We start from the raw sequence: 22148 nt of genomic DNA, 5'->3' as shown, positions 1-22148 counted from the left end.
GACGTTCGCAATTGGGGTGCTGCTTTACCTGATAGGTCAGCGCCGCCCCTCATTGCCCTGCCGGGCATTTCTCCCCGTAAACGGGGAGAAAGAGGCTGCCTCACTGTCCAGAGCTGTCAGGATCCGCATCGATTTGCGGTTTGCTTGGGAAGCCATCCGACCTATATCAGGTCAACTTTTCCAGCCGGCCGTTTTCAGCATGTCATCCATCATCTCGATCTCCGGTGTCACGAAAACCTATGCCACCGGCTTCAAGGCATTGAAGGAAATCAATCTCGACATCGAGCGCGGCGAGATCTTCGCCCTGCTCGGGCCGAACGGCGCCGGCAAGACGACGCTGATCTCGATCGTCTGCGGCATCGTCAACCGCTCGTCGGGCTCAGTCAGCGTCGACGGCCACGATATCGGCAGGGATTACCGCGCCGCGCGCAGCCTGATCGGCCTGGTGCCGCAGGAACTGACCATCGACGCCTTCGAGACCGTCTGGGCGACGGTCAATTACAGCCGCGGCCTGTTCGGCAAGGCGCCCAATCATGCCTTTGTCGAGAAGGTGCTGCGCGACCTGTCGCTGTGGGACAAGAAGGATTCGAAAGCGATCACGCTGTCGGGCGGCATGAAGCGCCGGCTGATGATCGCCAAGGCGCTGTCGCATGAGCCGCGCGTGCTGTTCCTCGACGAGCCGACCGCCGGCGTCGATGTCGAGCTTCGCCAGGACATGTGGGCGATGGTGCGCCGCCTGCGCGAGGACGGCGTCACCATCATCCTCACCACGCATTATATCGAGGAGGCCGAGGCGATGGCCGACCGCGTCGGCGTCATCAACAAGGGCGAAATCATCCTGGTCGAAGGCAAGGCCGAATTGATGCGCAAGCTCGGCCGCAAGCAGATGACGATGGAGCTGCGCGCGCCGCTCGCCGCGATACCCGACGGCCTGTCGCGCTATGCGCTGGAGCTGTCTGGCGACGGCAACCAGCTCACCTACACCTATGACAACCAGAGCGACCGTCCGGGCGTCGCCTCGCTGATCCGCGACCTCGAGGCGGCCGGCGTCCAGTTCCGCGATCTCGACACCAAGAATAGCTCGCTCGAAGAGATCTTCGTCAGTCTTCTGAGGCAAGAGCCATGAACCTGCGCGCAGTATGGGCGATCTACCGGGCGGAGATGGCGCGCGCCTTCCGCACCGTGCTGCAGAGCATCATCTCGCCGGTCATCTCTACATCGCTTTATTTCGTCGTCTTCGGATCGGCCATCGGCTCGCGCATCACCGAGATCGACGGCATCCCCTACGGCGCCTTCATCGTGCCCGGGCTGATGATGCTGTCACTCTTGACGCAGTCGATCTCGAACGCCTCCTTCGCCATCTATTTCCCGAAATTCGTCGGCTCGATCTACGAGCTTCTGTCGGCGCCGGTCTCCTATCTCGAAATCATCATCGCCTATGTCGGCGGTGCCGCAACCAAATCGATCATGCTCGGCCTGATCATCCTCGGCACCGCGGCTCTATTCGTGCCGCTGAGGATCGAGCATCCGTTCTGGATGATCGCCTTCCTGGTGCTGACGGCGGTGACCTTCAGCCTGTTCGGCTTCATCATCGGCATCTGGGCGAAGACCTTCGAGCAGCTGCAGCTGGTGCCTTTGCTGATCGTCACGCCGCTGACCTTCCTGGGCGGCAGCTTCTATTCGATCCACATGCTGCCCGGCATCTGGAAGACGATCACTTTGTTCAATCCGGTCGTCTACCTGATCAGCGGCTTCCGCTGGAGTTTTTATGGCAAGGCCGACGTCTCGGTCGGTGTCAGCCTCGGCATGACGCTAGTGTTTCTGGCGATCTGCATCGCCATCGTCGCCTGGATCTTCAAAACAGGGTATCGGCTGCGGAACTGAAGCCGCCCTTCATTTTGCAGCATCAGCTAGTGCTGCGAGATGCTGCCGCTGCCGCGCACCTCGGAACGCCGCATGGTCGGATGCCCGTAGAGGTCGACGTTGCCGCTGCCGGAAATCAGCACATCGGCATCCGCCTGCGCGGTGATCTCGGCATTGCCGCTGCCGCGGACGTCGACCGAGGCGGATTGAGCGGTCAGGTCCCTGAGGCGCCCGTCGCCCGAACCCGAGATCCTGAGGTCGACCGTCTGGGCGGTCCCCGAGGCAGTAACGCTACCGCTGCCGCGGATATCCAGCCTGAGCGCCGGCTGGTTGATCCCGTCCAGGGCGAGATCGCCGCTGCCCAGGATCTTCCAGTCCGCTATCGCCGGTCCCGACAGGGTGACGTCGAGCTTGGAGTCGAACCAACCGGGTTCGCAGTCCAAACTGAGCTTGCCACCCTCGATCCGCACATGGTCGACCAGGACGGAATCGCCGCTGACGACGGCTTCGGCCTTGTCTCCCGACCGGTAGCGCACGGCTGCCGGTACGGCGATGGTGAAACTGTCGCCGGCGCTGAAGGGCAGCGTCACCTCCTTTGTCGTCGAGGTGGATTTGCCGCAGGTCGATTCCCCGCCGATCCACGAGCCGCCGGCATGAACCCAGTCCGGCCCGGAAAGCCCGATGCCCACCGCCAGGAAGATGACCGCGCCGATCAGTCCCGCCGTCGCGGCGAATGCCAGTTTTCCAGTCATGGTCCAATTCCTTCAACGTGAAGACAAACAGTCAGGCCTGGTCACGGTCCGGCTGCGCCAGCCGCGAATGCAGGCGCGCATAGCGCCCGAGGACGCGGATGCCGGCGTTGAACGCCAGCAGCAGCAAGGCGCCGCCGCCGACAAAGCCGCACACCAGCCCGGCGCCGATGAACAGGCGGCCGAGCGTCGCCGAGAATGTGCCGGCAGGGTCGAAGATGAGCGTGGAGAAGACGATCTTGACGCCCAGCGCGCCGATGGCGACCAGCGCGATGCCAAGCCCGAGGCCAAGGATGACGGCGGTCAAGAGCAGCGGCAGTAGGAAGAAGATGTCGACGAAGGCAAGGCCGGCAAGCGCCAGCATCGCCGCCAGCATGTTCGACACGCTCCAATGCGCCTCGAGGCGGCGCAGCCCGGCTTCTGCACGCAGCTCGCGGGCAAGCCGCGCCGGATCGCCCAGCGCCGCCGCAACCTCCGCCTCGCTGCGTCCGGATGCATCGGCGAAATGGGCGCTGTAATCGCCGACGATGTCGTCGATCTCATGCGCCGGCAGGCCGGCCAGCCCTTGCCGCAGCGTCTGCAGGAAAGCGTCCCTGGTCATGGCAGATCCTCGAGAAGTTTGTCGATTGCCGCGGCAAGCGAGCGCCAGTCGCGGCGGTGCGCCTCGAAAGCCTGCTGGCCGAGCGTCGTCAGGCGGTAATATTTGCGCGGCGGCCCGTTGCTCGATTCAACGATGCGCGTGGCGACAAGGCCGTCATTCTGCATGCGCCGCATCAGCGGATATATTGTGCCTTCGCCCATGCCGACCGCGGCGACCAGCTGGCTGGCGATCTCGTAGCCATAGCTCTCGCCGCGCGACAGCACGGCCAGCACGGCGAGATCGAGCGCGCCTTTTCGCAATTGCACCTGGATCGAGTCGGTCATGCCTGCTTCCGGTTCGCCGGATAGCTCAGCTTCCGGTTTACAAGACAGATATAGCAAGCTACCTGTTTATGCAAGGTACTGGCTGACGCATCTTACCCACCCGCGAAATGGCCTCCCTCGTCAGGACCGGTCGTTGAATGGGTTGTAAACGGAAAAGCGGGCTGGCTCGCCGGCTCAGATCGCCTTCATCAGGCGCAGCAGGCCGAGCATCTCCACAAAGGTCCCTTTGCGGAAGGCGATGTAGGTCGGCTCCTCGACGCCGTGGAAGCGGCGTTTGAAGGCCGCCTGGCCCTGCAGGTTGAAGCGCGAGCGGTTGACCCAAGGCGAGTTGTAGGCGCGCTGGAAGGCGCCGCGCCAGAAATCGGATTCGGCAAAGCCGCTGGGCTCGACGTCGAGCAGCGGCGACAGGCCGAGCGTCACCTGCGAGATGCCTTCCTCGCGAAAGCGGTCGACGGCGAATTTGGTCAGGCCGACCTCGGCATGCGGGGTGGCGTCGACCTGCTTGCGTTTGAAAGAGGTGGTGTAGCCGATGACCTTGCCGTCGCGAAACAGCGGGTCGAAATCGAGGATGGCGAGCAGCCGGCCTTCCGGGCTGTGCAGGAGGAAGCGGCGCATGTCGGGGCCTATCTCTTCGGAAAAGCGACGGTTGAGGAAGCCCATCTCCCAGCGCTTGATGATGCGCTCTTTGCGCCAGGCGGCCGACAGCTGAATGATCTCCTCGTGCAGCCCTTCGCCCCTGTCCTCGGTGAGGGTAAAACCTTTCTTGGTCAGCCAGCGCTCGGAATAGCGCACGGTCTCATTGCGCTTGCCGGAAAAATCATGTGCCGGCAGATGGAGCCTGGTGTCGACGCCGAGGCGGTTGACCAGATAGCCAAGCCCGGCCAGCACCTTCGCCGTCTCGGCGCCGACCTGCACGAACCAGGGGCTGCCGGCAGCCTCGACGAAGCGCTTGATGTAGCGGGATCGGTCGGCCGGATCGGCCACCGGATCGCCCAGCGCGAAATGATGGCTCATCTTGGTGCCGAAGGCGATGTAGCCTTCGTCGTCGCTGAAATAGGACAGTTTCTGCTGCGCGGCGGTGGAATAGGCAAGCGAGAAGTCGCCATGGCGGCGCACCAGCGCCATGCGCTCGGCATCGCTCAGCGCGCGCCGCGGCACCTTGGGCGCCGCGGCCTCGAGAAGCCTGTCGAAATAGATGCGCAGGGGCGCCATGAGCTCCGCATGCCAAGAAGTGAAGACCTGCCGCCCCTCAGGTCGCGAATCGTTGGCGGCCGATGCCGGCCGCGTCGCGTCAGCGCGATATAGGATGCAATCGGTGGCGAATGAAGGGCAAACATCCGCGACGATCCGGCGCGCGCTTCGCTGGCGGTGGGCAAGCGGTTTCCGGCGACCATCTTGATTTTCCATATGACGTTATATATCAAGTTATGGTTATTGTTCAGGTGGCCCCGATGGAAGACATCTTGCGATCGCTTGGCTTCGTCTGCCTCGGCAGCAGGTTGAAGCGGATCGGCGAGCAACTGCAGGCCGACACGCAGCGCGTGCTCGATCGCCTGGATGTGCGCATCCAGTCCAGCCAATACCCGCTGCTGGCGGCCTTGGACAGGCTGGGGCCGCTTCCGGTCGGCGAACTGGCGCAGTCGCTGGGCATTGCCCAGCCGGGCGTGACGCGCAGCGTTGCGCTGCTTGTCGAGCTCGGCGTGGTCGAGGTCAGCGCGTCCGAGGACGACCAGCGGCGGCGCATCGTCTCGCTTTCGCAGAACGGCCGCCGACTGGTCGCCGAGGCAAAGCGCGACGCCTGGCCGCGCATCGAAAGCGCCGTCGCGGAACTGTGCGCCGATCTTTCCGGGCCGCTTCTCGGCCAGCTGGCAGCCATCGAGGACCGCCTCGCCGAGACCTCGCTCGACCGCCGCGCCGAAAAGGCCACGCCATGAAACACATGCTCGACCGCCCCGTCTGGAGTGCGCTCGAGACGCGGCAGAGGGCTTTCGCCGAAGGCGGCGATCTCGCGCGCCGCTTCCGGCCTTCGATCATCCCGTTTGCCGCCACGGCAGTGGATGATGCGGAAAACCTGCATGCGCTGGGATCGCTCATTCCGGCCGGCGAAAGCGCTATCCTGGCTCAGGCCGATGCGATCGTCCTGCCGCCGGCGCTTGTCGCGACGATGACCGCCGATGCCGTGCAGATGATTGCCGAGCGACCCTTGCAGGCCGTCTCCGATCCGCGCATCGAGCAACTGACGCGGCAGGATGCGGCAGAGATGCTCGCTCTGGCTTCGCTGACGAGGCCTGGCCCGTTCACGCTGGAAGCCTTGAGTCTCGGCGACTTCTGGGGCGTGAAGATCGACGGCAGGCTGGCCGCCATGGCCGGCGAGCGCATGAAGCAGCCCGGCTATACCGAACTCAGCGGCGTCTGCTCGCATCCGGATTTCCGCGGCGGCGGCCTCGCCCGGCTGTTGTCGCTGTTTGTCGCCAACCGCATCATGGCGCGCGGCGAGGTGCCTTACCTGCACGCCTATGCCAGCAATGCCGCGGCGATAAAGCTCTACGAGTCCATCGGCTTTCGCTTGCGCAGCGCGATGAACATCGCCGTGGTTCAGCGGGCGGGATAGCGGCTGCCTGGATCAATGCATGTCGCCCAAAAGTGACCTCGGCTTTGGGAAGACGACATGCATAAAAACAAAGACCTAAAGCGCGTCGCGTGGATCCGTTTCTACGCGACGCGCTTTAGGCGGATCTCGAGTCCGGCCGACGGAAGCAAACCGTCTCCATCAGCATCTCTTCGTCGACCATGCCGGCATTGTAGAGCGCAAGCACGGTCAGCGCGATCTCCCGCGCCTCGGGCGATTCCGGATGCGCCTCGCGCTTCCGGCAGGCTTCGTCGAACACGCGTTGCAAGGTGGCCACTTGGGCGGGTTTCAGCAGGCCACGGTCATAAATGGACTTCGGCATGGCGGGTCTCCCGGATAAAGACCTAGGGCACCCAGTGTAAAAGCCCAGTCTTTCCCAAGGCTTGAGCAGGCGACAGAGGAGCTCGGTCCGCCGAGCCCCTCCGCGATGCCACATCTGGCGCGTCAAACCGCGATCTTGCCACCGCCCTGCTTGGTGATGGCCACGACCGACGGCCGCACCGGCATGTCCGGCTTGAAGTCCGGCCAGCGGGTCGACGGATCCTCGTAGTAGGACGGGCGGCCAAAGCCTTCCCAATCCTCGCCGCCATCGCCCGGATGCTGGACGGCGACGAAGGCGGTCTGGTCGTCCGGCGCGAACAGCGGGCCGCACATTTCGGCGCCGATCGGCACGCGGAAGAACAACTTCGACGTCGCTCGCGCGGCACCTTCGGTGTCGACGGCCCACAGACCGTCGGTGCGGCCGGTTGCCTTCGGGCCCTGGCCGTCGGTGGCGACCCAGAGCCGCCCGGCCGAATCCACCGCGCAATTGTCCGGCATGCCGAACCAGCCATTGGCGGTCGTCGCGGTCGAGAAGGTGGCGCCGACATCGGCGACCGATGGATCGCCGCATTTCAGCAACACTTCCCACTTGCCCTTGGTCGCGGTGAAATCGCCGCCGTCCTCGACGATCTCGATGATGTGGCCGAAGGCGTTTTCCGCGCGGGGGTTTGCCGCATCGACCTGCTCGGCCTTGCGCTTCGAATTGTTGGTCAGCATGACATAAACCTTGCCGTTGCCGGCATTGGGCTGGATGTCCTCGGGCCTGTCCATCTTGGTGGCGCCAAGCAGGTCGGCGGCGCGCCGCGTCTCGATCAGCACGTCGGCCTGGGACGCAAAGCCGTTCTCGGCCGTCAGCGGGCCTTTCCCGAACACGATCGGCATCCATTCGACCGAGCCGTCCTCGGCGAATTTCGCCACATAGAGCGTGCCCTCGTCGAGCAGGTTCATGTTGGCCGCGCGGTCATTTGGGTTGAACGTGCCGGCGGTGACGAATTTATAGGCATAGTCGAAGCGCTCGTCGTCGCCGAGATAGAAGACGACACGGCCGTCCTTGGCGACGATCGATTCCGCGCCCTCATGCTTGAAACGGCCCATGGCGGTGCGCTTCCTCGGCGTCGAGGCCGGGTCGTTGACGTCGACCTCGACGATCCAGCCGAAGCGATTTGGCTCGTTCGGCTCCTTGGCGAGGTTGAACCGATCGTAATGGGCGCCCCACTCATAGGCGCCTTCCGGGATGCCGAGGCGCTTGTAGTTGGAGGCCTCCTTGTGGCCCTCCGGCAATTCGCCCGAGAAATAGCCGTGGATGTTCTCCTCGGCCATCACATAGGTGCCCCAAGGCGTGACGCCGCCGGCGCAGTTGTTCATCGTGCCGATGACCTTGGTGCCCGAAGGATCGGCGTTGGTCTTGAGGCGGTCATGGCCGGCGGCCGGGCCGGAGATCGCCATTTCGGTGGTCGACATGATGCGGCGGTTGAGCTTGCCGTCGCGCACCACCTGCCACTTGCCGCCGTCCTTGCGGATCTCGACGATGGTGCCGCCATGCGCGGCCATCTCGACATCGACCTGCTCCTTCGAGAGCGGCGCCACCTCGGCCTTCCTCTTCCCGTCCTTCTCGACGACCGAGACGATGCCGGGGAACATGAGATGCGGGTTGGTGTATTCGTGGTTGACGACCAGCAGGCCGTGCTCGGCCGAGCCGTCGATCGCGATATAGCCGACATAGTCGTTGTTGTAGCCGAACTGCCGGGCCTGGGCGGCGGCCGATTGTTTCGTAGGGTCGAACTCCGGCGAGTCGGCGAACAGCGGATCGCCCCAGCGCAGCAGCACGTCGGCGTCATAGCCCGGCGCGACATGGTGCTTGTCGTCGATGCCGGCCTCGATCTCGTCGAATTTGAAGGCGGAGCCCTCTGCGGCTCGCGCCTCGTCGGCGGCGATCAGCGCCAGCGGGCTGACGGTCGCGGCAATGGCCGAGACGGCCAGCGATCCCATCAGGAAACCGCGGCGCGAGAAGCGCGCGGCAATGATCTCGCCCATGGTGCGGTTGTCGCTCGGATTGACGGGCGGGCCGTCATTCTCCTCAAGCTGGCTGGTGCGGAAGCGGGTTTCGGGCAAGTCGGACATCGGCTGTTCCTCTGGCTTCTTGAGATGGCTGGAGCTTTGACCTTTGGACCCGTAAAGCGTGCCGATCACATTTTCGTGACATCGCCGTGATCGATCGTGGACAATTGTTTGCCGGCTGGTCAAGGCGCGGCCGGTCCAGGCACCTTTTTCGCTAAGGGATCAGCTTGACGGTATCGCGCGCTTCGGGAACAAGAGCGCCGGCGACAGCCGGCAGAGGGATGGCAAAAGTGAGTTTCTGGGGACTGGGGCAGCTCGGCCTGTCGACGGTGATGTTCCTGCTGGCGGCGATGGCGGCCAAGCAATGGGGGATGGCGCCGAGCGCCGCCAAGCTCCTTTTGACGCTGGCGCTCTACACTGCCGGCAACCTCATCATGCTGAGGTTGGTGCGCGAGTTCGGCATGTCGGTGTCGTTCAGCCTGTCGGCCGTCATCCAGCTTGTCGCGGTCAACGTCGTGGCGCTGGCCTTCTTCGGCGAACGGCTCAATGCCTTGCAGGCGACCGGCGTGGTGCTGGCGATCGCCGCGGTCGCGCTGATCACGCTCGGGCCCTATATGCAGCGCTTGTAGCTGAACCGAAGGCCTGGAATGAAATCGACCGCCACCGCGCTACTCAACAAGCTGGAATTTCCTGTCCTCATCGCCGGGCTGGTGATCGCTGCGGCGTGCTGGGGCTTCGTCGAGCTGATGGAGGTCGCGCGCGCCACCACGCCGCACGCCTTCGACACCGAAATCCTGCTCGCCTTCCGCCATGCCGGACAGCCGGACAGCCCGATCGGCCCGCTCTGGCTGCAAGGCGCGGTTCGCGACGTCACCGCGCTCGGCAGTTCCGCTGTGCTGATCCTGATTACGACGGCGACGATCGTCTATCTGCTGTTGATCCGCAGGCCGGCGACGGCGCTGTTCATGTTCGCGGCGGTCGCCGGCGGCCAGGTTCTGTCCAGCGTGCTCAAGCTCGAGGTCGACCGGCCGCGGCCCGATCTCGTCTCGCATCTGGTCAACGAGACCTCTCTATCCTTTCCGAGCGGCCATGCCATGCTGTCTGCGGTGACCTATCTGACGCTCGGCTCGCTTGCTGCCCGCTTCCTGCCGGACCGCCGCACGAAGATCTTCGCGCTCGGGCTTGCCGTGCTCATCACCTTGCTGGTCGGCTTGAGCCGCGTCTATCTCGGCGTTCACTGGCCGTCCGACGTGCTTGCCGGCTGGTGCGCCGGCTTTGGCTGGGCCATGCTGTGCTGGCTGGTCGCGCGGTTGTTGCAGCGGCGCAAAATGGTGGCGGACAGTGAGTGACCCATGTCTCATCCATGCTTAATGATGCTTGAAACATCACTATGATTGTATTATACGTTGATACAGCAGACTCAGACATGGGCTCTGGCCGATGATCACCGCCGCTCAGATGCGCGCCGCGCGGGCGCTGGCCGGCATCGACCAGAAGACGCTGGCCGAGCGCGCCGGGGTTTCGCTTCCGACGATACAGCGCATGGAAGCGAGCGACGGCGTCGTTCGCGGCGTGGTCGATACGCTGATGAAGGTCATCCAGGCTCTCGATGAGGCCGGGGTGGAGCTGATCGGCGACAACCAGACCAGCGAGCGCGGCGGCCGGGGCGTGCGCCTCAAGGCCACCACGCCGCAGAACCCGCAAGGCTGAGACCGCAACCGCATCGACCCGAAATCGTCTTCGATTTCGGAAAAGTACGATGCGGCGTCGTAAGGGTTTCGCGACGCGACCGCCGACATCAAGCCGACGATCCCGCCGCTTTGGGGAGCGGGTTCAGTCCATGGATCAGGCGAGGCGGGCAATCCACCATCAGGCGCGGCCGACCTTCGCCGAGTTGTTCACGCCCAAGCTGGTGACGGTGCTGCGCGAGGGCTATACGGCGGCGCATTTCAGGGCCGACGCCATCGCCGGGCTGACCGTCGCGATCGTCGCGCTGCCACTGTCGATGGCGATCGCCATCGGATCCGGCGTCACGCCGGAGCGCGGCCTCTACACCTCGATCGTCGGCGGCTTCATCATCTCGGCGCTCGGCGGCAGCCGCTTTCAGATCGGTGGGCCGGCCGGCGCCTTCATCGTGCTGGTGGCGGCGACGGTGGCGCGCGTCGGCGTCGACGGGCTGCTGCTCGCCACCATGATGGCCGGCATCTTCCTGCTCGCCATCGGCTATCTGAGGCTCGGCACCTACATCAAATTCATTCCTTATCCGGTGACCGTCGGCTTTACCGCCGGCATTGCCGTCATCATCTTCTCCGGCCAGATCGTCGAACTGCTCGGGCTGAAGCTGGCCGGCAAGGAGCCCGGACCGCTGGTGCCCAAGCTGGCGGCGATCGGCGAGGCAATCGGCACGGTCAATCCGTCGGCGGCTTTCGTGGCCGCGCTGACCATCGTCACGATCGTCCTGATGCGACGCTGGCGGCCGAGATGGCCGGCGATGCTGATTGCCATCGCCGCCGCTTCGCTGTTGGTGGCGCTGCTCGCGCTGCCGGCGGAAACGATCGGCACGCGCTATGGCGGCATCCCGCGCAGCCTGCAATGGCCGGCGCTGCCGCCGGTCAGCATCGACAGGATGATCGATGTCCTGCCGGACGCGATCGCGTTCGCTCTGCTCGGCGCGATCGAATCGCTGCTGTCGGCAGTTGTCGCCGACGGCATGAGCGGGCGGCGTCACCGCTCCAATTGCGAATTGGTGGCGCAGGGTTTCGCCAACATCGCCTCGGCCCTGTTCGGCGGCATCTGCGCCACCGGCACCATTGCCCGTACCGCCACCAATGTGCGAGCCGGCGCGCATGGGCCGGTCTCGGGCATGCTGCACTCGGCGGTGCTGCTCGTGCTGATGCTGGTGGCCGCGCCTCTGGCCAGTTACATCCCGCTGTCGGCGCTCGCCGGCGTGCTGGCGGTGGTGTGCTGGAACATGTTCGAGAAGCAGGCCTTCGCCACGCTGCTCAAAAGCTCGCGCGGCGATGCGCTGGTGCTGTTGGCGACGTTCCTGATCGTCGTCTTCCGCGACCTTACCGAAGGCATCGTCGTCGGCTTCGCTTTGGGCTCGATCCTGTTCATCGACCGCATGGCGAGATCCATAGCCGTCGAGGCCGATCAACCGCTGGTGCCGGAGGATGTCGCCGACCGCGCCGTCGCTTATGATTCCAACGAGGCGGCCGACAGCGACACCGTCGTCTACCGCATCTCCGGCGCCTTCTTCTTCGGCGCTGCCTCGACGGTCGGCGCCGTGCTCGACCGCATCGCCGACCAGCGCAGGAACTTCATCCTCGACTGCTCGGCCGTGCCGTTCTTCGATTCCACCGCCGCCAACGTCATCGAGGGCGCCGCGCACAAGGCCGAGCGCGCCGGCGTGCGCTTCATCATCGCGGGCGCGGCACCATCAATAAGACGCATGCTGATCAACCACGGCGTCAAGCGGCCGCTGGTGACCTATGCCGCATCGATCCGCGACGCGCGGGCGCAGCTGAAGGGAAAACGGGAGACGGTTTAAGGTGTGTTGATATTCAGGTGAGGCCGGCCTGACCTGAATCTCAGCACACCTTAGAGCGTCTTCAAACCGCGGCTTCGATCGGCTCGGCCAGCTTCGGGTTGGCGCGCGCGGCGATCAGGCAGCCGGCGACGATCAGGGCGGCGCCCGCCAGCGTGGTCCAGGCCACGTCCTCGCCGAAGAAGAACCAGCCGAACGCGATCGCCCAGATGAAGGCGGAGTATTCCGTCGGGATCAGATACTGCGCTTCGGCGCGCGCATAGGCCCAGCTCATGAGGAACTGGCCGGCGAGCGACAGCATCGCCACGCCGGCGAGCGGAAGCCAGAGATTGGGCGGCAGCGCGACGGCGAGCCAAGGCGCCGCGAGGCCAAGAATGATGGCGACGCATAGGTTCTGGAACAGCATGATCTCGACCGGTTTGGCCAACAGCGCCTGCTGCCGGGCAAGCACCAGATTGTAGCCGTAGAACACTGTCGACACGAGCACCGACGCGGTGCCAAGCAAAGCGTCCTGCGAATAGCTTTCGCGCCCGAACTGGCCGAACAGGATGATGGCGACGCCGGCGATGCCGGCAAGCGAGGCCCAGATCGCCTGGCGCCGGATGCGTTCGCTGAGCAGAAGTGCTGCGAGGAAAAGCGCGAACAGCGGCGCGACGAAGCTCAGTCCGATCGCCTCGGCGAGCGGCAGCCTGCCCAGACCCCAGAAGAAGGACACCAGGACGACGCCGACGATCGCGGCACGCAGCGCATGCAGCCGCAGCACCGAAAAACTCGGCCATGCGCGCGGCCCTGCCGACCACGCCGCGCCCGCGACCACGGTCGAGACCACGCTGCGCCACAGCAAGGTGTTGTAGACGCCGATAGCGAGGATCAGCGACTTCATCGCCGCGTCCATTCCGCACAGCAGGAAGATCGCCAGCGCGCAGGTGAGCACGGGTATCGTCGCGGTGCCACTCAGGCTGGGTGTCTTCACGGCTTGGTTCATCGGAGCCGGATATCCGGGAGCGAAGCACGGAGCCAGATGGCAGCGCCGCCGATATGCCGGTCCAATACCGATCGACGGCGCCGCGGGCAACGACAATCAGTCCATCTTAAGCGCCACGACTTCGCCTTCATTCATCTGCGGCACGAAGATGCGCTTGCCATCAGTGTCGATATCGGCGCAGCCGGGCTTGAGAGTGGCAACCACTTCCGGCGTGCCGCCGACGCGGTAGCGATAGAGTTTTCCGACCGGATTGGCGGTGGCATAGATGGTGTCGCCGATGGCGACGACGCCGTCGAGGTCGCCGAACTTCTGCGCGCCGGGCAGCGGCGTGATTGTCTTCGTGGCGAGATCGATCGACAGCAGGCCGCCGGGCTCGGCCGTGCTGAAATCTGCCTTGATACCCTTGCCCCAGGAGGCGACGATCAACCGGTCGCCGTCGGCGAAGACGCCGTTGGGCGAGGCGAGCAGCGGATCCTTGACGAACAGCTCCGGTCTGTCGCCGTCGATGCGGTAGATCGTGTCGGCCAGCATGTCGCTGACATAGACGTGGCCTTCGCTGTCCTGCGTCATGTCGTTCAGGAAGACAGCGCCCGGTATGTCGATGCTGGAGACCAGTTTGCCGCTAGCCAGATCGACGACGCGGACCTTGGTGATGTCGGCGGCATAAAGCTTGCCGCCCGAGATCGCCATGCCCTTGGGCGCGTCCATGCCGTCCACCCAATGGCGGGTGATGATCTTGCCGTCCATCGACAGCAGCGACAAATAGCCATTGCCGTCGGCCTTGCTTGGGTCGCCGACCATGTTGGAGACGACGATGCGGTTGTTGGCGGTGTCGACAAGCGCCGATTCCGGCTGCTCGAAACCGGTGGCGCGCCAGATTTCGCCCGCCTGGGCGGCCTGCGTCGGGGCGACTGCAGCGATGGCGGCGAAGGCCGCCGAAGCGATGAAGATTTTCATGGTGCTCTCCTGTGGTGATGGCGAAGAGCTAAGTTTTTCGATACTTTTCTGGAAGACGCTTTGGCGCTAGTATCGAATATCGATACGAAATCAGCCATGCGAGGTGCATTCCATGAACGGTCCGATCTTCGAGGCGCTGAAACGGACGCTGAAGGCCAAGGGCCTGACCTATCGCATGCTGGCCGACCGCATGGGCGTTTCCGAGCCGACGGTGAAGCGCATCTTCCACGAACAGAACTGCAAGCTCGACCGGCTGATGGAGATCTGCGCCGCGGCCGAGGTAGAGCTGGAGAATGTGCTGGGCGCCATGAATCGCGGCCCCGGCCCGGCGAACCGCGTCGGACCGGAGATCGAGCGCCGGCTGGCGGCGCGGCCGGCGCTGTTGTTCGTCTTCATCATGCTGTCGGAAAAATTCACGCCGCAAGGCATCATGCGATCGCAAGGCCTGAGCGAAGCCTCGATGTTCCTCTATCTGCGCGATCTGGAAGAGCTCGGGCTGGTGGCGCTCGGGCGCGGTCTCTCGGCGAGGCTGCTGGTCGAGACGCCGATCCAGTGGGATTTCGAGGGCCCGCTGAAGCCGCATTTCGAGATGACCAACAAGAATTTCATCGGCTGGGCGATCGGCCATATGGAGCGGGAAGCGACCTTCGTCAGCTTCTCCAGGCGCATGCGGCCGGAAACGGCGGAGATGTTGCGGCGCGAGGCCGACGAACTGGCCGACCGCGCAAAACTGCTTGCCCATCACGACCAGCACACCACGCCGGAGGAACAGTTGGTCGGCTGCAAATGGACCTTTGCCTTCGGCGCCACGCCGTTCCCGGCGATCATGCCGATCGGACCGCATCCGCGCGATGCGGGCGCAAGGGCCGGTGCCGAGAAGCAGCCGCTGCCGGCATAACCCGCCGCTGGAGGAACTTACTCGGCGGCCCTTTCTTCCGAATCGGTCGCGGTGTCCTCCCACGCGACCGTCCGGTAGTCGAAACCATACTCAAGTGTCGGCTTGACGATGCGGAAATAGGGCGACAGGTCGAAGTCGCGCGGCGTGTAGAGCGAATGGTGGCGGATGTGCAGGATTTCCCGTTTCATATAGCTGGACTGCGCCGAGGCGCGGCCGGGCGCACGGGTGATCTCGGGCAGGATCGGATAGCGGACCTGGCCATAGGCTTCGGCGATCAGCGTGGAGCAGATCGCCCGAGTCGGATCTCCGGAGCCGAAAGCCAGCATGCGGCGGCGCCAGCGCACCGGCACCGGTGGAGCCGGCAGGAAAAACCGCAGCATGTCGAAGATGTTCTTGAGGTCGTATCTGAGGCCAAGCTTGCCGATCATGAAGGCAACGACCTTGTCGCGATCCTCGGGCGTCAGCCCATTCGCCCGGCAGATGCGTGTGTTGTAGGTGCGGTAGCGCGAGAGCGGCACGGCGACGCAACCTTCGCCGAGCGTGACCTCGATCAGGCGCGGCCGCTCCGAACCGTCCTCGGGCTGCGGCAAGGCATCGCCGATATAGAAGGCCGCATGCGACCAGGTCGACTGGGTGAGATACTTGATCACCGCCGAGATCTTCTGGTTGCCTTCGATGAGTAGGATATCGCCGGGCTGCAGCGTGCGGCGCAGCGTTTCGGCATCTGATGGCGTGTAGGGCTCATAGCCCGAAGATTCATCCTGCAGCCGGCCGGCGAGCCAGCGGCCAAGTCGATCCAGAAGGGTTTCGGCCGGCGCAGTCATGCCAGACGCCGATTAGCACAGACCCGCAATTTAGACCATGATCAGGCCGCTTTGGCTTCTTCCTGCGGCGCGGCGAGATCGTCGCGCGCCTTGCGCGCAAGCCTTTTGGCCGAGCGCTTGGGGCTGTCGCCGAAGAGTTCGGCCGCATCGGAAAGGCAGCTCTTGCTCAGGCTCTTTTCCGAGCGCTTGAGAAGCTTTCGCAGGAGCTTCGTCTCGTCCGCCGCGCCGAGCGGCTCGCCGTCGGCATCGAGCAGCGCGCGCATGACAAAGACGTCGTGCAACTCGCCGAGTTCTTCGCCGAGCTTGTCGACCGCCTTGCGGCGCGCCTTGATCGGCGTCGGCCACAGGCGGCCGAGCAAAGATAGGTGCATGGAATGGCTTTTCGCCGCCTTGCGCAGGTCGTGGAAATCCTCGGCCTCGCCGCGTGACGCGGCCTTGTCCAGCGCCTTCTTCGCGCGCCGCAAGGTGGCGCGGGCGCCCTCGGCCAAAATGTCGGCCGCCTGCTCCGGCCGGCCGGGCAAAGCGAGCTTGTCGACGCGCTCCAGGCCTTCCCGGCAAGCGGCGATGGCCGCATTGACGGCGGCGTCGAGGCCGGGGCCGGCATGAAGCTCGTGCTGGCGCATCACCAACCGCTCGCGCACTGGATCGAGCGCGCCGCCGGCACTCTGCTCCGGAAAGGCGGCGGCCAAGCGGTCGACGGTCTCGATCAGCGCGGTCGCCTCGCGCGGGCCGGCGAGCAGCGCCGACACCTGCCTGTAGCACTCGTTTTCGGTCTGGCAGAACGGTTCGTCTCCGGATCGAACCAGGCGCAGCAAGGCACGCACGCTCTTCAGCCGCTTGCGGCACTTGTGCAGGCCCTGCTCCGGGCTCTCGCGCGCCGTTTCCAGATGCGAGATCGCCTTGCCGATTTCGTCGGCCAATATGCGCCGGACCTCGCCGGTCAGCGGCAAGCGCGGATCGATGCGGAAGCTCATGCGGCGATCTCCGGTAACCCCCCGAGGGCCAGCGACGCGTTGTAAAATCTCGACTCGCCGGTCACCTCGCGGCCGAGCCAGTCGGGCAGCATTTCGTCAGGCACGTCCTCCGGCGTCTCCAGCTCCGCGATCGTCAAACCCACGAGCTTTCCGCCGAACACATCGACTTCATAAAGATAGCCGCGGTGTCTAACATGGTGACGTGTCTTCTCGATGACACGTCCGATGGCAAACGCCATCAGTTCCTCGGCCTCGGCCAGCGGGATGGGATATTCGAATTCGTCGCGCTCGCGGGCCCGTTCGCCGAATTTCAGTGTCAGCTTGGCGGAGCGCCCATCGCTGATGCGCACGCGCACCGTGCGGCCGGGCTGGGCGGCAACGTAGAATTGGCGGATGCGAATATGCGCTTCGACCCGGTCTCGCCAGGCGGAACTGGCGACCAGGAACTTGCGCTCGACTTCCTTGACCATGGCCGCGCACTAAAGCCTGCGCAAATCGAGATGGCAAGCAGAGTCGCGATTCAATTTGACTTTAATCAATCGATTGATTAAACGAATTGCATGAGCAAGCAAACGAACGCCAAAAAGCTGCAACGCGAAGCCTCTCCCGCCGATCAAACGCGCGCCGCGCTTGTCCATGCGGCGCTCAAGCTGTTCGGGCGGCAAGGCTTCGACGGCACCTCGACCCGCGAGATCGCCGCCGAGGCCAAGGCCAATATCGGCTCGATCGCCTATCACTTCGGCGGCAAGGAAGGCCTGCGCATCGCCGTCGCCGACTTCATCGTCGAAACGATCCAGGGAGTTGCCGGCCCGGCGCTCGGCGCCATCCAATCCGCGGCGCCATCGACCCGGGAAGCGGCTCGGGCTCAACTCTTCAACGCGCTGGAGCAAATGGCGAGTTTCGTCGTAGCCAGCCCGCAGGCAGGCGAGGTCGTACAATTTGGACTTCGGGAGCTATCGCAGCCGACCGCCGCGCTCGACCGCATCTATGCCGGCGTGTTCGAGCCGACGCATCGCCGGCTTTGCCATATCTGGGAGCAGGCGACCGGCGAGCCGGCCGAAAGCGAGGCCACCAGGCTAACGGTTTTCACCATGATCGGCCAACTCATCTATTTCCGCATCGGCCGCGAGGTGGTGATGCGCAGGATGGGCTGGCGCGAGATCGGCACGGACGAGGCCGCCAAGGTGGCGGCGGTCGCAACCGGCAATTTGAAGGCCATGCTGACCGCGCGTGATGCGGTCCGCAAGGGAGGCAAATCATGAGCTTCTTCTGTGCGCTGCCGCTCGCGGCCCAGCTGTTCGGCGCCTGCGCGCCAGCGGCGCCGCTCGCTGTCGGCTATGTCGAGGGCGACTACGTGCTGCTGGCGCCGATCGAGGTCGCGCAGGTCGACACGGTGGCAGTGAGGCGCGGCGACCGCGTCGAAGCCGGCAAGCCGGTGGTGACGCTGGAAAGCGCCGACGCCAAGATCGCCGTGGCGCAGGCCCAGGCCGCGCTGGCGCAGGCCCAGGCCCAGCTTGCCGATCTCAAGGTTGGCAAGCGCCCCGAGGAAATCGACGTGCTGAAGGCCGAGGTCGACATGGCCAAGGCCCAGGCCGCCGACGCCAAGCGCAAATATGATCGCGCCAGCGACCTCTACAAGCGCGGCACCGGCACGCAGGCCGACTATGACACCGCGTCCGCCTCGCTGGAGACCGCCACCGCGCAGGTCGGCCAGGCGCAGGCCAATCTCGCCGTTGGCAATCTGCCGGCGCGTGCCGAAACCATCAAGGCCGCCGAAAACCAGGTCCAGCAGGCGCAGTCGGAGCTGGAGCAGGCAGAGTGGCGGCTGTCGAAGCGGGTGCTGACCGCGCCGTCGCCGGGCCGCGTCAACGATGTCATCCGCAACCCCGGCGACACCGCCGGGCCGACCGCGCCGGTGATCTCGATGCTGCCGGACGGTGCCGTCAAGCTCAGCGTCTATGTGCCGGAGACGGCGTTTTCCTCGGTCAAGATCGGCACCATGCTCGACGTCCATTGCGACGGCTGCGGCGACGGCGTGAAGGCGCGCGTCAGCTATGTCTCGCCGGACCCGGAATTCACCCCGCCGGTGATCTACTCGCTCGAGAACCGGCAGAAGCTGGTCTATCTGGTCGAGGCGCGGCCGGATGGCGACGCGGGCATCCTGCAGCCCGGCCAGATCGTCGACGTCGAGCTCGCGGATCTCGGAAAATGAACGCCATCGACGTGCGCGGGCTGGTCAAGCGCTTCGGCGACAAGACCGTTGTCGACCATGTGACGATGACGGTGGCCGAAGGCGAGATCGTCGGCTTCCTCGGGCCGAACGGCTCCGGCAAGACGACGACGATCCGCATCATGTGCGGCCTGCTCACCCCGGACGAGGGCGAAGGCACCGTGCTCGGCTTCGACATCCGCACCGAGGCGCTCAGGATCAAGCGCGAAGTCGGCTACATGACGCAGAAATTCTCGTTCTACGAGGATTTGACGATCGGCGAGAACCTCGAATTCGTGGCGCGGCTCTACCAGCTGAAGCCGGTCGAGGATTATGTGGTGAAGACGCTGGAAGAGCTCGGCCTGACCAGCCGCCGCAACCAGCTGGCCGGCACGCTGTCTGGCGGCTGGAAGCAGCGCCTGGCTTTAGCCGCCTGCATCATGCACAAACCGAAGCTGCTCCTGCTCGACGAGCCGACCGCCGGCGTCGACCCGAAGGCGCGGCGCGAATTCTGGGACGAGATCCATCACCTCGCCAATGGCGGGCTGACCGTGCTGGTCTCGACCCACTACATGGACGAGGCCGAGCGCTGCCACCGCATCAGCTACATCTCCTACGGCAAGATGCTGGCCACCGGCACCGTGGCCGAAGTGGTGAAGAATGCGGGGCTAACCACCTTCGTCGTCCAGGGCCCGCGCCTCGACAAGGTTGCGGCAGCACTTCAGGGCCGTCCCGGCGTCGACCAGGTGGCGCCGTTCGGCGCCACGCTGCATGTCGTCGGCTCCGACAGGGACGAGCTCGAGAAGGCGCTCGCCGATGTCGAGAAGGAGCATGAAGGCGTCACGGTGAAGCCCGGCGAGACCAGCCTCGAGGATGTGTTCATCCAGTTCATGTCCGGCTCGAAGGACAACATGGCATGAACGCGGTCTTTTCCTTCGCGCGGCTCGGCGCGCTCTTGATCAAGGAATTCATCCAGATGCGGCGCGACCGCATCACCTTCGCCATGATGCTCGGCGTACCGCTGCTGCAATTGGTGCTGTTCGGCTTCGCCATCAACAACGATCCGAAGGGCCTGCCGACGGCGCTGGTGGCGATGAGCAACGACCAGTACACGCGCGCCATGGTCTCGGCCCTGCAGACGACCGGCTATTATCGCTTCGACCATGTCGCGCAGAGCGCCGAGGAGGCCGAGTTCCTGATGGCGCGCGGCGATGTCTCCTTCGTCGTCACCATCCCGGCCGATTTCGCCAAACGCGTCGAGCGCGGCGACAATCCGCAGATCCTGATCGAGGCCGACGCGACCGACCCCTCCGCCGCGAGCGGCGCCATCTCGACGCTGAGCACGGTGGCGAGCCAGGCGTTGCTGCGCGCGCAAGGCATGCAGGCGGCCGCCGCCGAGAACGCCAGGCAGCAGCTGCAGGTCGTGGTGCATCAGCGCTACAATCCCGAAGGCATATCGCAATACAACATCGTGCCCGGCCTGCTCGGCGTCATCCTGCAGATGACCATGGTGATGATGACCGCCATGGCGCTGACGCGCGAGACCGAACGCGGCACGATGGAAAACCTTCTCGCCATGCCGTCGAGCCCGGCCGAGATCATGCTCGGCAAGGTGCTGCCGTTCCTCGTCGTCGGTGCGGTGCAGGTGGCGGTGGTGCTGGTGGCGGCGAAGCTTCTGTTCGACATCCCCTTCGTCGGCAGCCTGACGCTGCTTTTGTCGTCGGTGCTGGTCTTCGTGCTGTCGCTGGTGCTGCTCGGCTACACCATCTCGACCATGGCGCGCTCGCAGATGCAGGCCATGCAGCTCACCTTCTTCTTCTTCCTGCCGTCGCTGCTTCTGTCCGGCTTCATGTTCCCCTATCGCGGCATGCCCGGCTGGGCGCAGGCGCTGGGCGAGATCTTCCCGCTGACGCATTTTTTGCGCATCACCCGCGCCGTCATGCTGAAGGGCGCCGACCTCCATGCCGTGGCCAGCGAGATCGGTTGGCTGGCGGTGTTCGTCGCCGTGTTCGCCGGCACCGCGCTGCTGCGCTTTAGGCGTACGCTCGATTGAGCCGGCAAATTATGCCGCGGTCATGATCCCGGCATAGGTGCCGAAATCGACATTGCCGCCGGAGAGCACCACGGCGACGCATTTGCCGGCGAGATCGATCTCGCCGGACGACAGCGCGGCCAGCGCGACGCAGCCGCCGGGCTCGACCACCAGCTTGAGATGCGCCATTGCGTCGCGCATCGCCTGGGCCACCGCATGGTCGGAGACGGCGATGGCGCCGGCGAGGTTTTTGCGGTTGATCTCGAAGGTGATGATGCCGGGCTCGGCGGTGAGGATGGCGTCGCAGATCGAGTTGTGGCCGGGTTCGTTCGATACCCTTTCGCCCTTGGCCAACGAAAGGCGCGTGTCGTCGAAATGCTCCGGCTCGACCGCCCAGACGGCGGTCTTCGGCGAAGCATCCTTGACCGCGACGGAAATGCCGCTCGACAGCCCGCCGCCGCCGCAAGGGATGACGACGGCGTCGAGGCTCACGCCGAGCGCCTTGGCCTGGCGGATCAGTTCCAGCCCGATCGTGCCCTGGCCGGCGATGATGGCCGGATCGTCGAAGGGCGGCACCAGCGCCATGCCTTTTTCGATATAGGGGCGCACGACCGTCATGCGGTCGTCCTTGAAGCGGTCGAACGGCACCACTTCGGCGCCCATCTTGCGCACATTGCCGATCTTCAGCGCCGGCGCGTCGGCCGGCATGGCGATGACCGCCTTGACCCCGAATAGCGCCGCCGATGCCGCCACGCCTTGCGCATGGTTGCCGGACGAGAAGGCGACGACGCCGCGGCTGCGCTCTTCTTCGCTGAGCGACGAGAGCTTGTTATAGGCGCCGCGGATCTTGAACGACCCGGTGCGCTGCAGCGTCTCCGGCTTGAACAGGATGCGTCCGCCATAGCGCTTGTTGAGCTCCGGCGATTCGATCAACGGCGTTTCGACGATCAGGCCGGCAAGCCGCGCCGCGGCGGCGTGGATGTCGGAAATGCCGGGTGGGGTGGTCATGGTGGAGGCCTCGCTGAGAATGGGTTGCGCCATGCTGCACGGAAAATACGATGGCGCACCAACGAAAAAATGTCATGGCGACAAGGTTACGGCGGTGATCCATCGCAGCGTTGTCTAATGTAGCGCTGATCGACCCCCACTCCGTCTCGGCGCTGCGCGCCGAGCCACCT

General features: G+C 64.9%; 25 protein-coding genes. 13 read left to right on the top strand and 12 right to left on the bottom strand.

Annotated elements, in window-relative coordinates; translation table 11 throughout:
* Positions 1-199: 199 nt before the first annotated feature.
* A complete protein-coding gene (locus FJ988_RS29475; protein ID WP_140822690.1) occupies positions 200-1126 on the top strand; it encodes an ABC transporter ATP-binding protein in 927 nt (308 codons plus the stop codon).
* Positions 1123-1884, top strand: a complete 762-nt coding sequence (locus FJ988_RS29470) for an ABC transporter permease (RefSeq protein ID WP_140822688.1) — start codon at positions 1123-1125, stop codon at positions 1882-1884. The genes FJ988_RS29475 and FJ988_RS29470 overlap by 4 nt, the downstream gene beginning before the upstream one ends.
* A 26-nt stretch (positions 1885-1910) precedes the next feature.
* Here FJ988_RS29470 and FJ988_RS29465 read toward each other — a convergent pair whose 3' ends face one another.
* The 4 genes from FJ988_RS29465 to FJ988_RS29450 all read right to left on the bottom strand — a co-directional run bounded on the left by FJ988_RS29465 (position 1911) and on the right by FJ988_RS29450 (position 4748).
* The gene (locus tag FJ988_RS29465) at positions 1911-2615 is read right to left on the bottom strand and encodes a GIN domain-containing protein (protein WP_140822687.1); all 705 of its coding nucleotides are present in this window, start codon (positions 2613-2615) and stop codon (positions 1911-1913) included.
* Positions 2616-2646: 31 nt separating this feature from the next.
* Positions 2647-3213 carry a DUF1700 domain-containing protein gene (locus tag FJ988_RS29460; RefSeq protein ID WP_140822685.1) on the bottom strand — a complete coding sequence of 189 codons (567 nt, stop codon included), beginning with the start codon at positions 3211-3213 and terminating at the stop codon, positions 2647-2649.
* Entirely contained in the window at positions 3210-3536 is a 327-nt protein-coding gene (locus FJ988_RS29455; RefSeq protein WP_140822683.1) for a PadR family transcriptional regulator, read from the bottom strand. The genes FJ988_RS29460 and FJ988_RS29455 overlap by 4 nt, the downstream gene beginning before the upstream one ends.
* Positions 3537-3710: 174 nt before the next feature.
* On the bottom strand, positions 3711-4748 hold the full coding sequence (locus FJ988_RS29450) for a phosphatidylglycerol lysyltransferase domain-containing protein (protein WP_140822681.1): 1038 nt from the start codon (positions 4746-4748) through the stop codon (positions 3711-3713).
* Positions 4749-4987: 239 nt separating this feature from the next.
* Here FJ988_RS29450 and FJ988_RS29445 point away from each other — a divergent pair, with 239 nt between their 5' ends.
* Positions 4988-5470 carry a MarR family winged helix-turn-helix transcriptional regulator gene (locus FJ988_RS29445; RefSeq protein WP_140822679.1) on the top strand — a complete coding sequence of 161 codons (483 nt, stop codon included), beginning with the start codon at positions 4988-4990 and terminating at the stop codon, positions 5468-5470.
* The gene (locus tag FJ988_RS29440; RefSeq protein WP_140822677.1) at positions 5467-6147 is read left to right on the top strand and encodes a GNAT family N-acetyltransferase; all 681 of its coding nucleotides are present in this window, start codon (positions 5467-5469) and stop codon (positions 6145-6147) included. The genes FJ988_RS29445 and FJ988_RS29440 overlap by 4 nt, the downstream gene beginning before the upstream one ends.
* A gap of 115 nt (positions 6148-6262) precedes the next feature.
* Here the strand turns inward: FJ988_RS29440 and FJ988_RS29435 are convergent, their stop codons facing one another.
* Both FJ988_RS29435 and FJ988_RS29430 read right to left on the bottom strand, forming a co-directional pair.
* On the bottom strand, positions 6263-6487 hold the full coding sequence (locus tag FJ988_RS29435; RefSeq protein ID WP_140822675.1) for a hypothetical protein: 225 nt from the start codon (positions 6485-6487) through the stop codon (positions 6263-6265).
* A gap of 122 nt (positions 6488-6609) precedes the next feature.
* Entirely contained in the window at positions 6610-8607 is a 1998-nt protein-coding gene (locus FJ988_RS29430) for a PhoX family phosphatase (RefSeq protein WP_140822673.1), read from the bottom strand.
* A 227-nt stretch (positions 8608-8834) separates the two neighbouring features.
* Here FJ988_RS29430 and FJ988_RS29425 point away from each other — a divergent pair, with 227 nt between their 5' ends.
* The 4 genes from FJ988_RS29425 to FJ988_RS29410 all read left to right on the top strand — a co-directional run bounded on the left by FJ988_RS29425 (position 8835) and on the right by FJ988_RS29410 (position 12094).
* Complete coding sequence (locus FJ988_RS29425) at positions 8835-9173, top strand: hypothetical protein (RefSeq protein WP_140822671.1); 339 nt, start codon at positions 8835-8837, stop codon at positions 9171-9173.
* Positions 9174-9191: 18 nt separating this feature from the next.
* Positions 9192-9893, top strand: a complete 702-nt coding sequence (locus tag FJ988_RS29420) for a phosphatase PAP2 family protein (protein ID WP_140822669.1) — start codon at positions 9192-9194, stop codon at positions 9891-9893.
* A gap of 91 nt (positions 9894-9984) precedes the next feature.
* On the top strand, positions 9985-10254 hold the full coding sequence (locus FJ988_RS29415; RefSeq protein ID WP_140822667.1) for a helix-turn-helix domain-containing protein: 270 nt from the start codon (positions 9985-9987) through the stop codon (positions 10252-10254).
* 130 nt (positions 10255-10384) lie between these two features.
* Positions 10385-12094: a SulP family inorganic anion transporter gene (locus tag FJ988_RS29410; RefSeq protein ID WP_140822665.1), complete on the top strand. Its 1710-nt coding sequence runs from the start codon at positions 10385-10387 to the stop codon at positions 12092-12094.
* A gap of 61 nt (positions 12095-12155) precedes the next feature.
* Here the strand turns inward: FJ988_RS29410 and FJ988_RS29405 are convergent, their stop codons facing one another.
* On the bottom strand, positions 12156-13076 hold the full coding sequence (locus FJ988_RS29405) for a DMT family transporter (protein ID WP_140822663.1): 921 nt from the start codon (positions 13074-13076) through the stop codon (positions 12156-12158).
* Positions 13077-13172: 96 nt separating this feature from the next.
* Entirely contained in the window at positions 13173-14033 is an 861-nt protein-coding gene (locus FJ988_RS29400; protein ID WP_140822661.1) for an SMP-30/gluconolactonase/LRE family protein, read from the bottom strand.
* Positions 14034-14145: 112 nt separating this feature from the next.
* Here FJ988_RS29400 and FJ988_RS29395 point away from each other — a divergent pair, with 112 nt between their 5' ends.
* On the top strand, positions 14146-14931 hold the full coding sequence (locus tag FJ988_RS29395) for a helix-turn-helix transcriptional regulator (protein WP_140822659.1): 786 nt from the start codon (positions 14146-14148) through the stop codon (positions 14929-14931).
* A gap of 17 nt (positions 14932-14948) precedes the next feature.
* Here the strand turns inward: FJ988_RS29395 and FJ988_RS29390 are convergent, their stop codons facing one another.
* Genes FJ988_RS29390 through FJ988_RS29380 form a run of 3 tightly spaced genes read right to left on the bottom strand, consistent with a single transcriptional unit; the run spans position 14949 to position 17199 of the window.
* Positions 14949-15755, bottom strand: a complete 807-nt coding sequence (locus tag FJ988_RS29390; RefSeq protein WP_140822657.1) for a lipo-like protein — start codon at positions 15753-15755, stop codon at positions 14949-14951.
* A gap of 41 nt (positions 15756-15796) precedes the next feature.
* Positions 15797-16729, bottom strand: coding sequence for a CHAD domain-containing protein (locus tag FJ988_RS29385; RefSeq protein ID WP_140822655.1), 933 nt, complete (start codon positions 16727-16729; stop codon positions 15797-15799).
* The gene (locus FJ988_RS29380) at positions 16726-17199 is read right to left on the bottom strand and encodes a CYTH domain-containing protein (RefSeq protein WP_140822652.1); all 474 of its coding nucleotides are present in this window, start codon (positions 17197-17199) and stop codon (positions 16726-16728) included. The genes FJ988_RS29385 and FJ988_RS29380 overlap by 4 nt, the downstream gene beginning before the upstream one ends.
* Before the next feature lie 90 nt (positions 17200-17289).
* Here FJ988_RS29380 and FJ988_RS29375 point away from each other — a divergent pair, with 90 nt between their 5' ends.
* Genes FJ988_RS29375 through FJ988_RS29360 form a run of 4 tightly spaced genes read left to right on the top strand, consistent with a single transcriptional unit; the run spans position 17290 to position 20991 of the window.
* Positions 17290-17991: a CerR family C-terminal domain-containing protein gene (locus FJ988_RS29375; protein ID WP_140822650.1), complete on the top strand. Its 702-nt coding sequence runs from the start codon at positions 17290-17292 to the stop codon at positions 17989-17991.
* Complete coding sequence (locus tag FJ988_RS29370; RefSeq protein WP_140822648.1) at positions 17988-18941, top strand: HlyD family secretion protein; 954 nt, start codon at positions 17988-17990, stop codon at positions 18939-18941. The genes FJ988_RS29375 and FJ988_RS29370 overlap by 4 nt, the downstream gene beginning before the upstream one ends.
* Positions 18938-19858, top strand: coding sequence for an ABC transporter ATP-binding protein (locus FJ988_RS29365; RefSeq protein WP_140822646.1), 921 nt, complete (start codon positions 18938-18940; stop codon positions 19856-19858). The genes FJ988_RS29370 and FJ988_RS29365 overlap by 4 nt, the downstream gene beginning before the upstream one ends.
* Complete coding sequence (locus FJ988_RS29360) at positions 19855-20991, top strand: ABC transporter permease (RefSeq protein ID WP_140822644.1); 1137 nt, start codon at positions 19855-19857, stop codon at positions 20989-20991. Before FJ988_RS29365 ends, FJ988_RS29360 begins: the two co-directional genes overlap by 4 nt.
* Before the next feature lie 9 nt (positions 20992-21000).
* Here FJ988_RS29360 and FJ988_RS29355 read toward each other — a convergent pair whose 3' ends face one another.
* The gene (locus FJ988_RS29355; RefSeq protein WP_140822642.1) at positions 21001-21978 is read right to left on the bottom strand and encodes a threonine/serine dehydratase; all 978 of its coding nucleotides are present in this window, start codon (positions 21976-21978) and stop codon (positions 21001-21003) included.
* Positions 21979-22148 lie beyond the last annotated feature (170 nt).

Origin of the sequence: Mesorhizobium sp. CU3 (assembly GCF_006442965.1) — a bacterium.
Classification (GTDB): domain Bacteria; phylum Pseudomonadota; class Alphaproteobacteria; order Rhizobiales; family Rhizobiaceae; genus Mesorhizobium.
This window is presented reverse-complemented; position numbering and strand designations above follow the sequence as displayed.

What these genes read in the sequence shown, in the direction of transcription:
- FJ988_RS29475 (WP_140822690.1), top strand. Translation starts at nt 200, where the DNA reads ATGTCATCCATCATCTCGATCTCCGGTGTCACGAAAACCTATGCCACC.
- FJ988_RS29470 (WP_140822688.1), top strand. Translation starts at nt 1,123, where the DNA reads ATGAACCTGCGCGCAGTATGGGCGATCTACCGGGCGGAGATGGCGCGC.
- FJ988_RS29465 (WP_140822687.1), bottom strand. Translation starts at nt 2,615, where the DNA reads ATGACTGGAAAACTGGCATTCGCCGCGACGGCGGGACTGATCGGCGCG.
- FJ988_RS29460 (WP_140822685.1), bottom strand. Translation starts at nt 3,213, where the DNA reads ATGACCAGGGACGCTTTCCTGCAGACGCTGCGGCAAGGGCTGGCCGGC.
- FJ988_RS29455 (WP_140822683.1), bottom strand. Translation starts at nt 3,536, where the DNA reads ATGACCGACTCGATCCAGGTGCAATTGCGAAAAGGCGCGCTCGATCTC.
- FJ988_RS29450 (WP_140822681.1), bottom strand. Translation starts at nt 4,748, where the DNA reads ATGGCGCCCCTGCGCATCTATTTCGACAGGCTTCTCGAGGCCGCGGCG.
- FJ988_RS29445 (WP_140822679.1), top strand. Translation starts at nt 4,988, where the DNA reads ATGGAAGACATCTTGCGATCGCTTGGCTTCGTCTGCCTCGGCAGCAGG.
- FJ988_RS29440 (WP_140822677.1), top strand. Translation starts at nt 5,467, where the DNA reads ATGAAACACATGCTCGACCGCCCCGTCTGGAGTGCGCTCGAGACGCGG.
- FJ988_RS29435 (WP_140822675.1), bottom strand. Translation starts at nt 6,487, where the DNA reads ATGCCGAAGTCCATTTATGACCGTGGCCTGCTGAAACCCGCCCAAGTG.
- FJ988_RS29430 (WP_140822673.1), bottom strand. Translation starts at nt 8,607, where the DNA reads ATGTCCGACTTGCCCGAAACCCGCTTCCGCACCAGCCAGCTTGAGGAG.
- FJ988_RS29420 (WP_140822669.1), top strand. Translation starts at nt 9,192, where the DNA reads ATGAAATCGACCGCCACCGCGCTACTCAACAAGCTGGAATTTCCTGTC.
- FJ988_RS29415 (WP_140822667.1), top strand. Translation starts at nt 9,985, where the DNA reads ATGATCACCGCCGCTCAGATGCGCGCCGCGCGGGCGCTGGCCGGCATC.
- FJ988_RS29410 (WP_140822665.1), top strand. Translation starts at nt 10,385, where the DNA reads ATGGATCAGGCGAGGCGGGCAATCCACCATCAGGCGCGGCCGACCTTC.
- FJ988_RS29405 (WP_140822663.1), bottom strand. Translation starts at nt 13,076, where the DNA reads ATGAACCAAGCCGTGAAGACACCCAGCCTGAGTGGCACCGCGACGATA.
- FJ988_RS29400 (WP_140822661.1), bottom strand. Translation starts at nt 14,033, where the DNA reads ATGAAAATCTTCATCGCTTCGGCGGCCTTCGCCGCCATCGCTGCAGTC.
- FJ988_RS29395 (WP_140822659.1), top strand. Translation starts at nt 14,146, where the DNA reads ATGAACGGTCCGATCTTCGAGGCGCTGAAACGGACGCTGAAGGCCAAG.
- FJ988_RS29390 (WP_140822657.1), bottom strand. Translation starts at nt 15,755, where the DNA reads ATGACTGCGCCGGCCGAAACCCTTCTGGATCGACTTGGCCGCTGGCTC.
- FJ988_RS29385 (WP_140822655.1), bottom strand. Translation starts at nt 16,729, where the DNA reads ATGAGCTTCCGCATCGATCCGCGCTTGCCGCTGACCGGCGAGGTCCGG.
- FJ988_RS29380 (WP_140822652.1), bottom strand. Translation starts at nt 17,199, where the DNA reads ATGGTCAAGGAAGTCGAGCGCAAGTTCCTGGTCGCCAGTTCCGCCTGG.
- FJ988_RS29375 (WP_140822650.1), top strand. Translation starts at nt 17,290, where the DNA reads ATGAGCAAGCAAACGAACGCCAAAAAGCTGCAACGCGAAGCCTCTCCC.
- FJ988_RS29370 (WP_140822648.1), top strand. Translation starts at nt 17,988, where the DNA reads ATGAGCTTCTTCTGTGCGCTGCCGCTCGCGGCCCAGCTGTTCGGCGCC.
- FJ988_RS29365 (WP_140822646.1), top strand. Translation starts at nt 18,938, where the DNA reads ATGAACGCCATCGACGTGCGCGGGCTGGTCAAGCGCTTCGGCGACAAG.
- FJ988_RS29360 (WP_140822644.1), top strand. Translation starts at nt 19,855, where the DNA reads ATGAACGCGGTCTTTTCCTTCGCGCGGCTCGGCGCGCTCTTGATCAAG.
- FJ988_RS29355 (WP_140822642.1), bottom strand. Translation starts at nt 21,978, where the DNA reads ATGACCACCCCACCCGGCATTTCCGACATCCACGCCGCCGCGGCGCGG.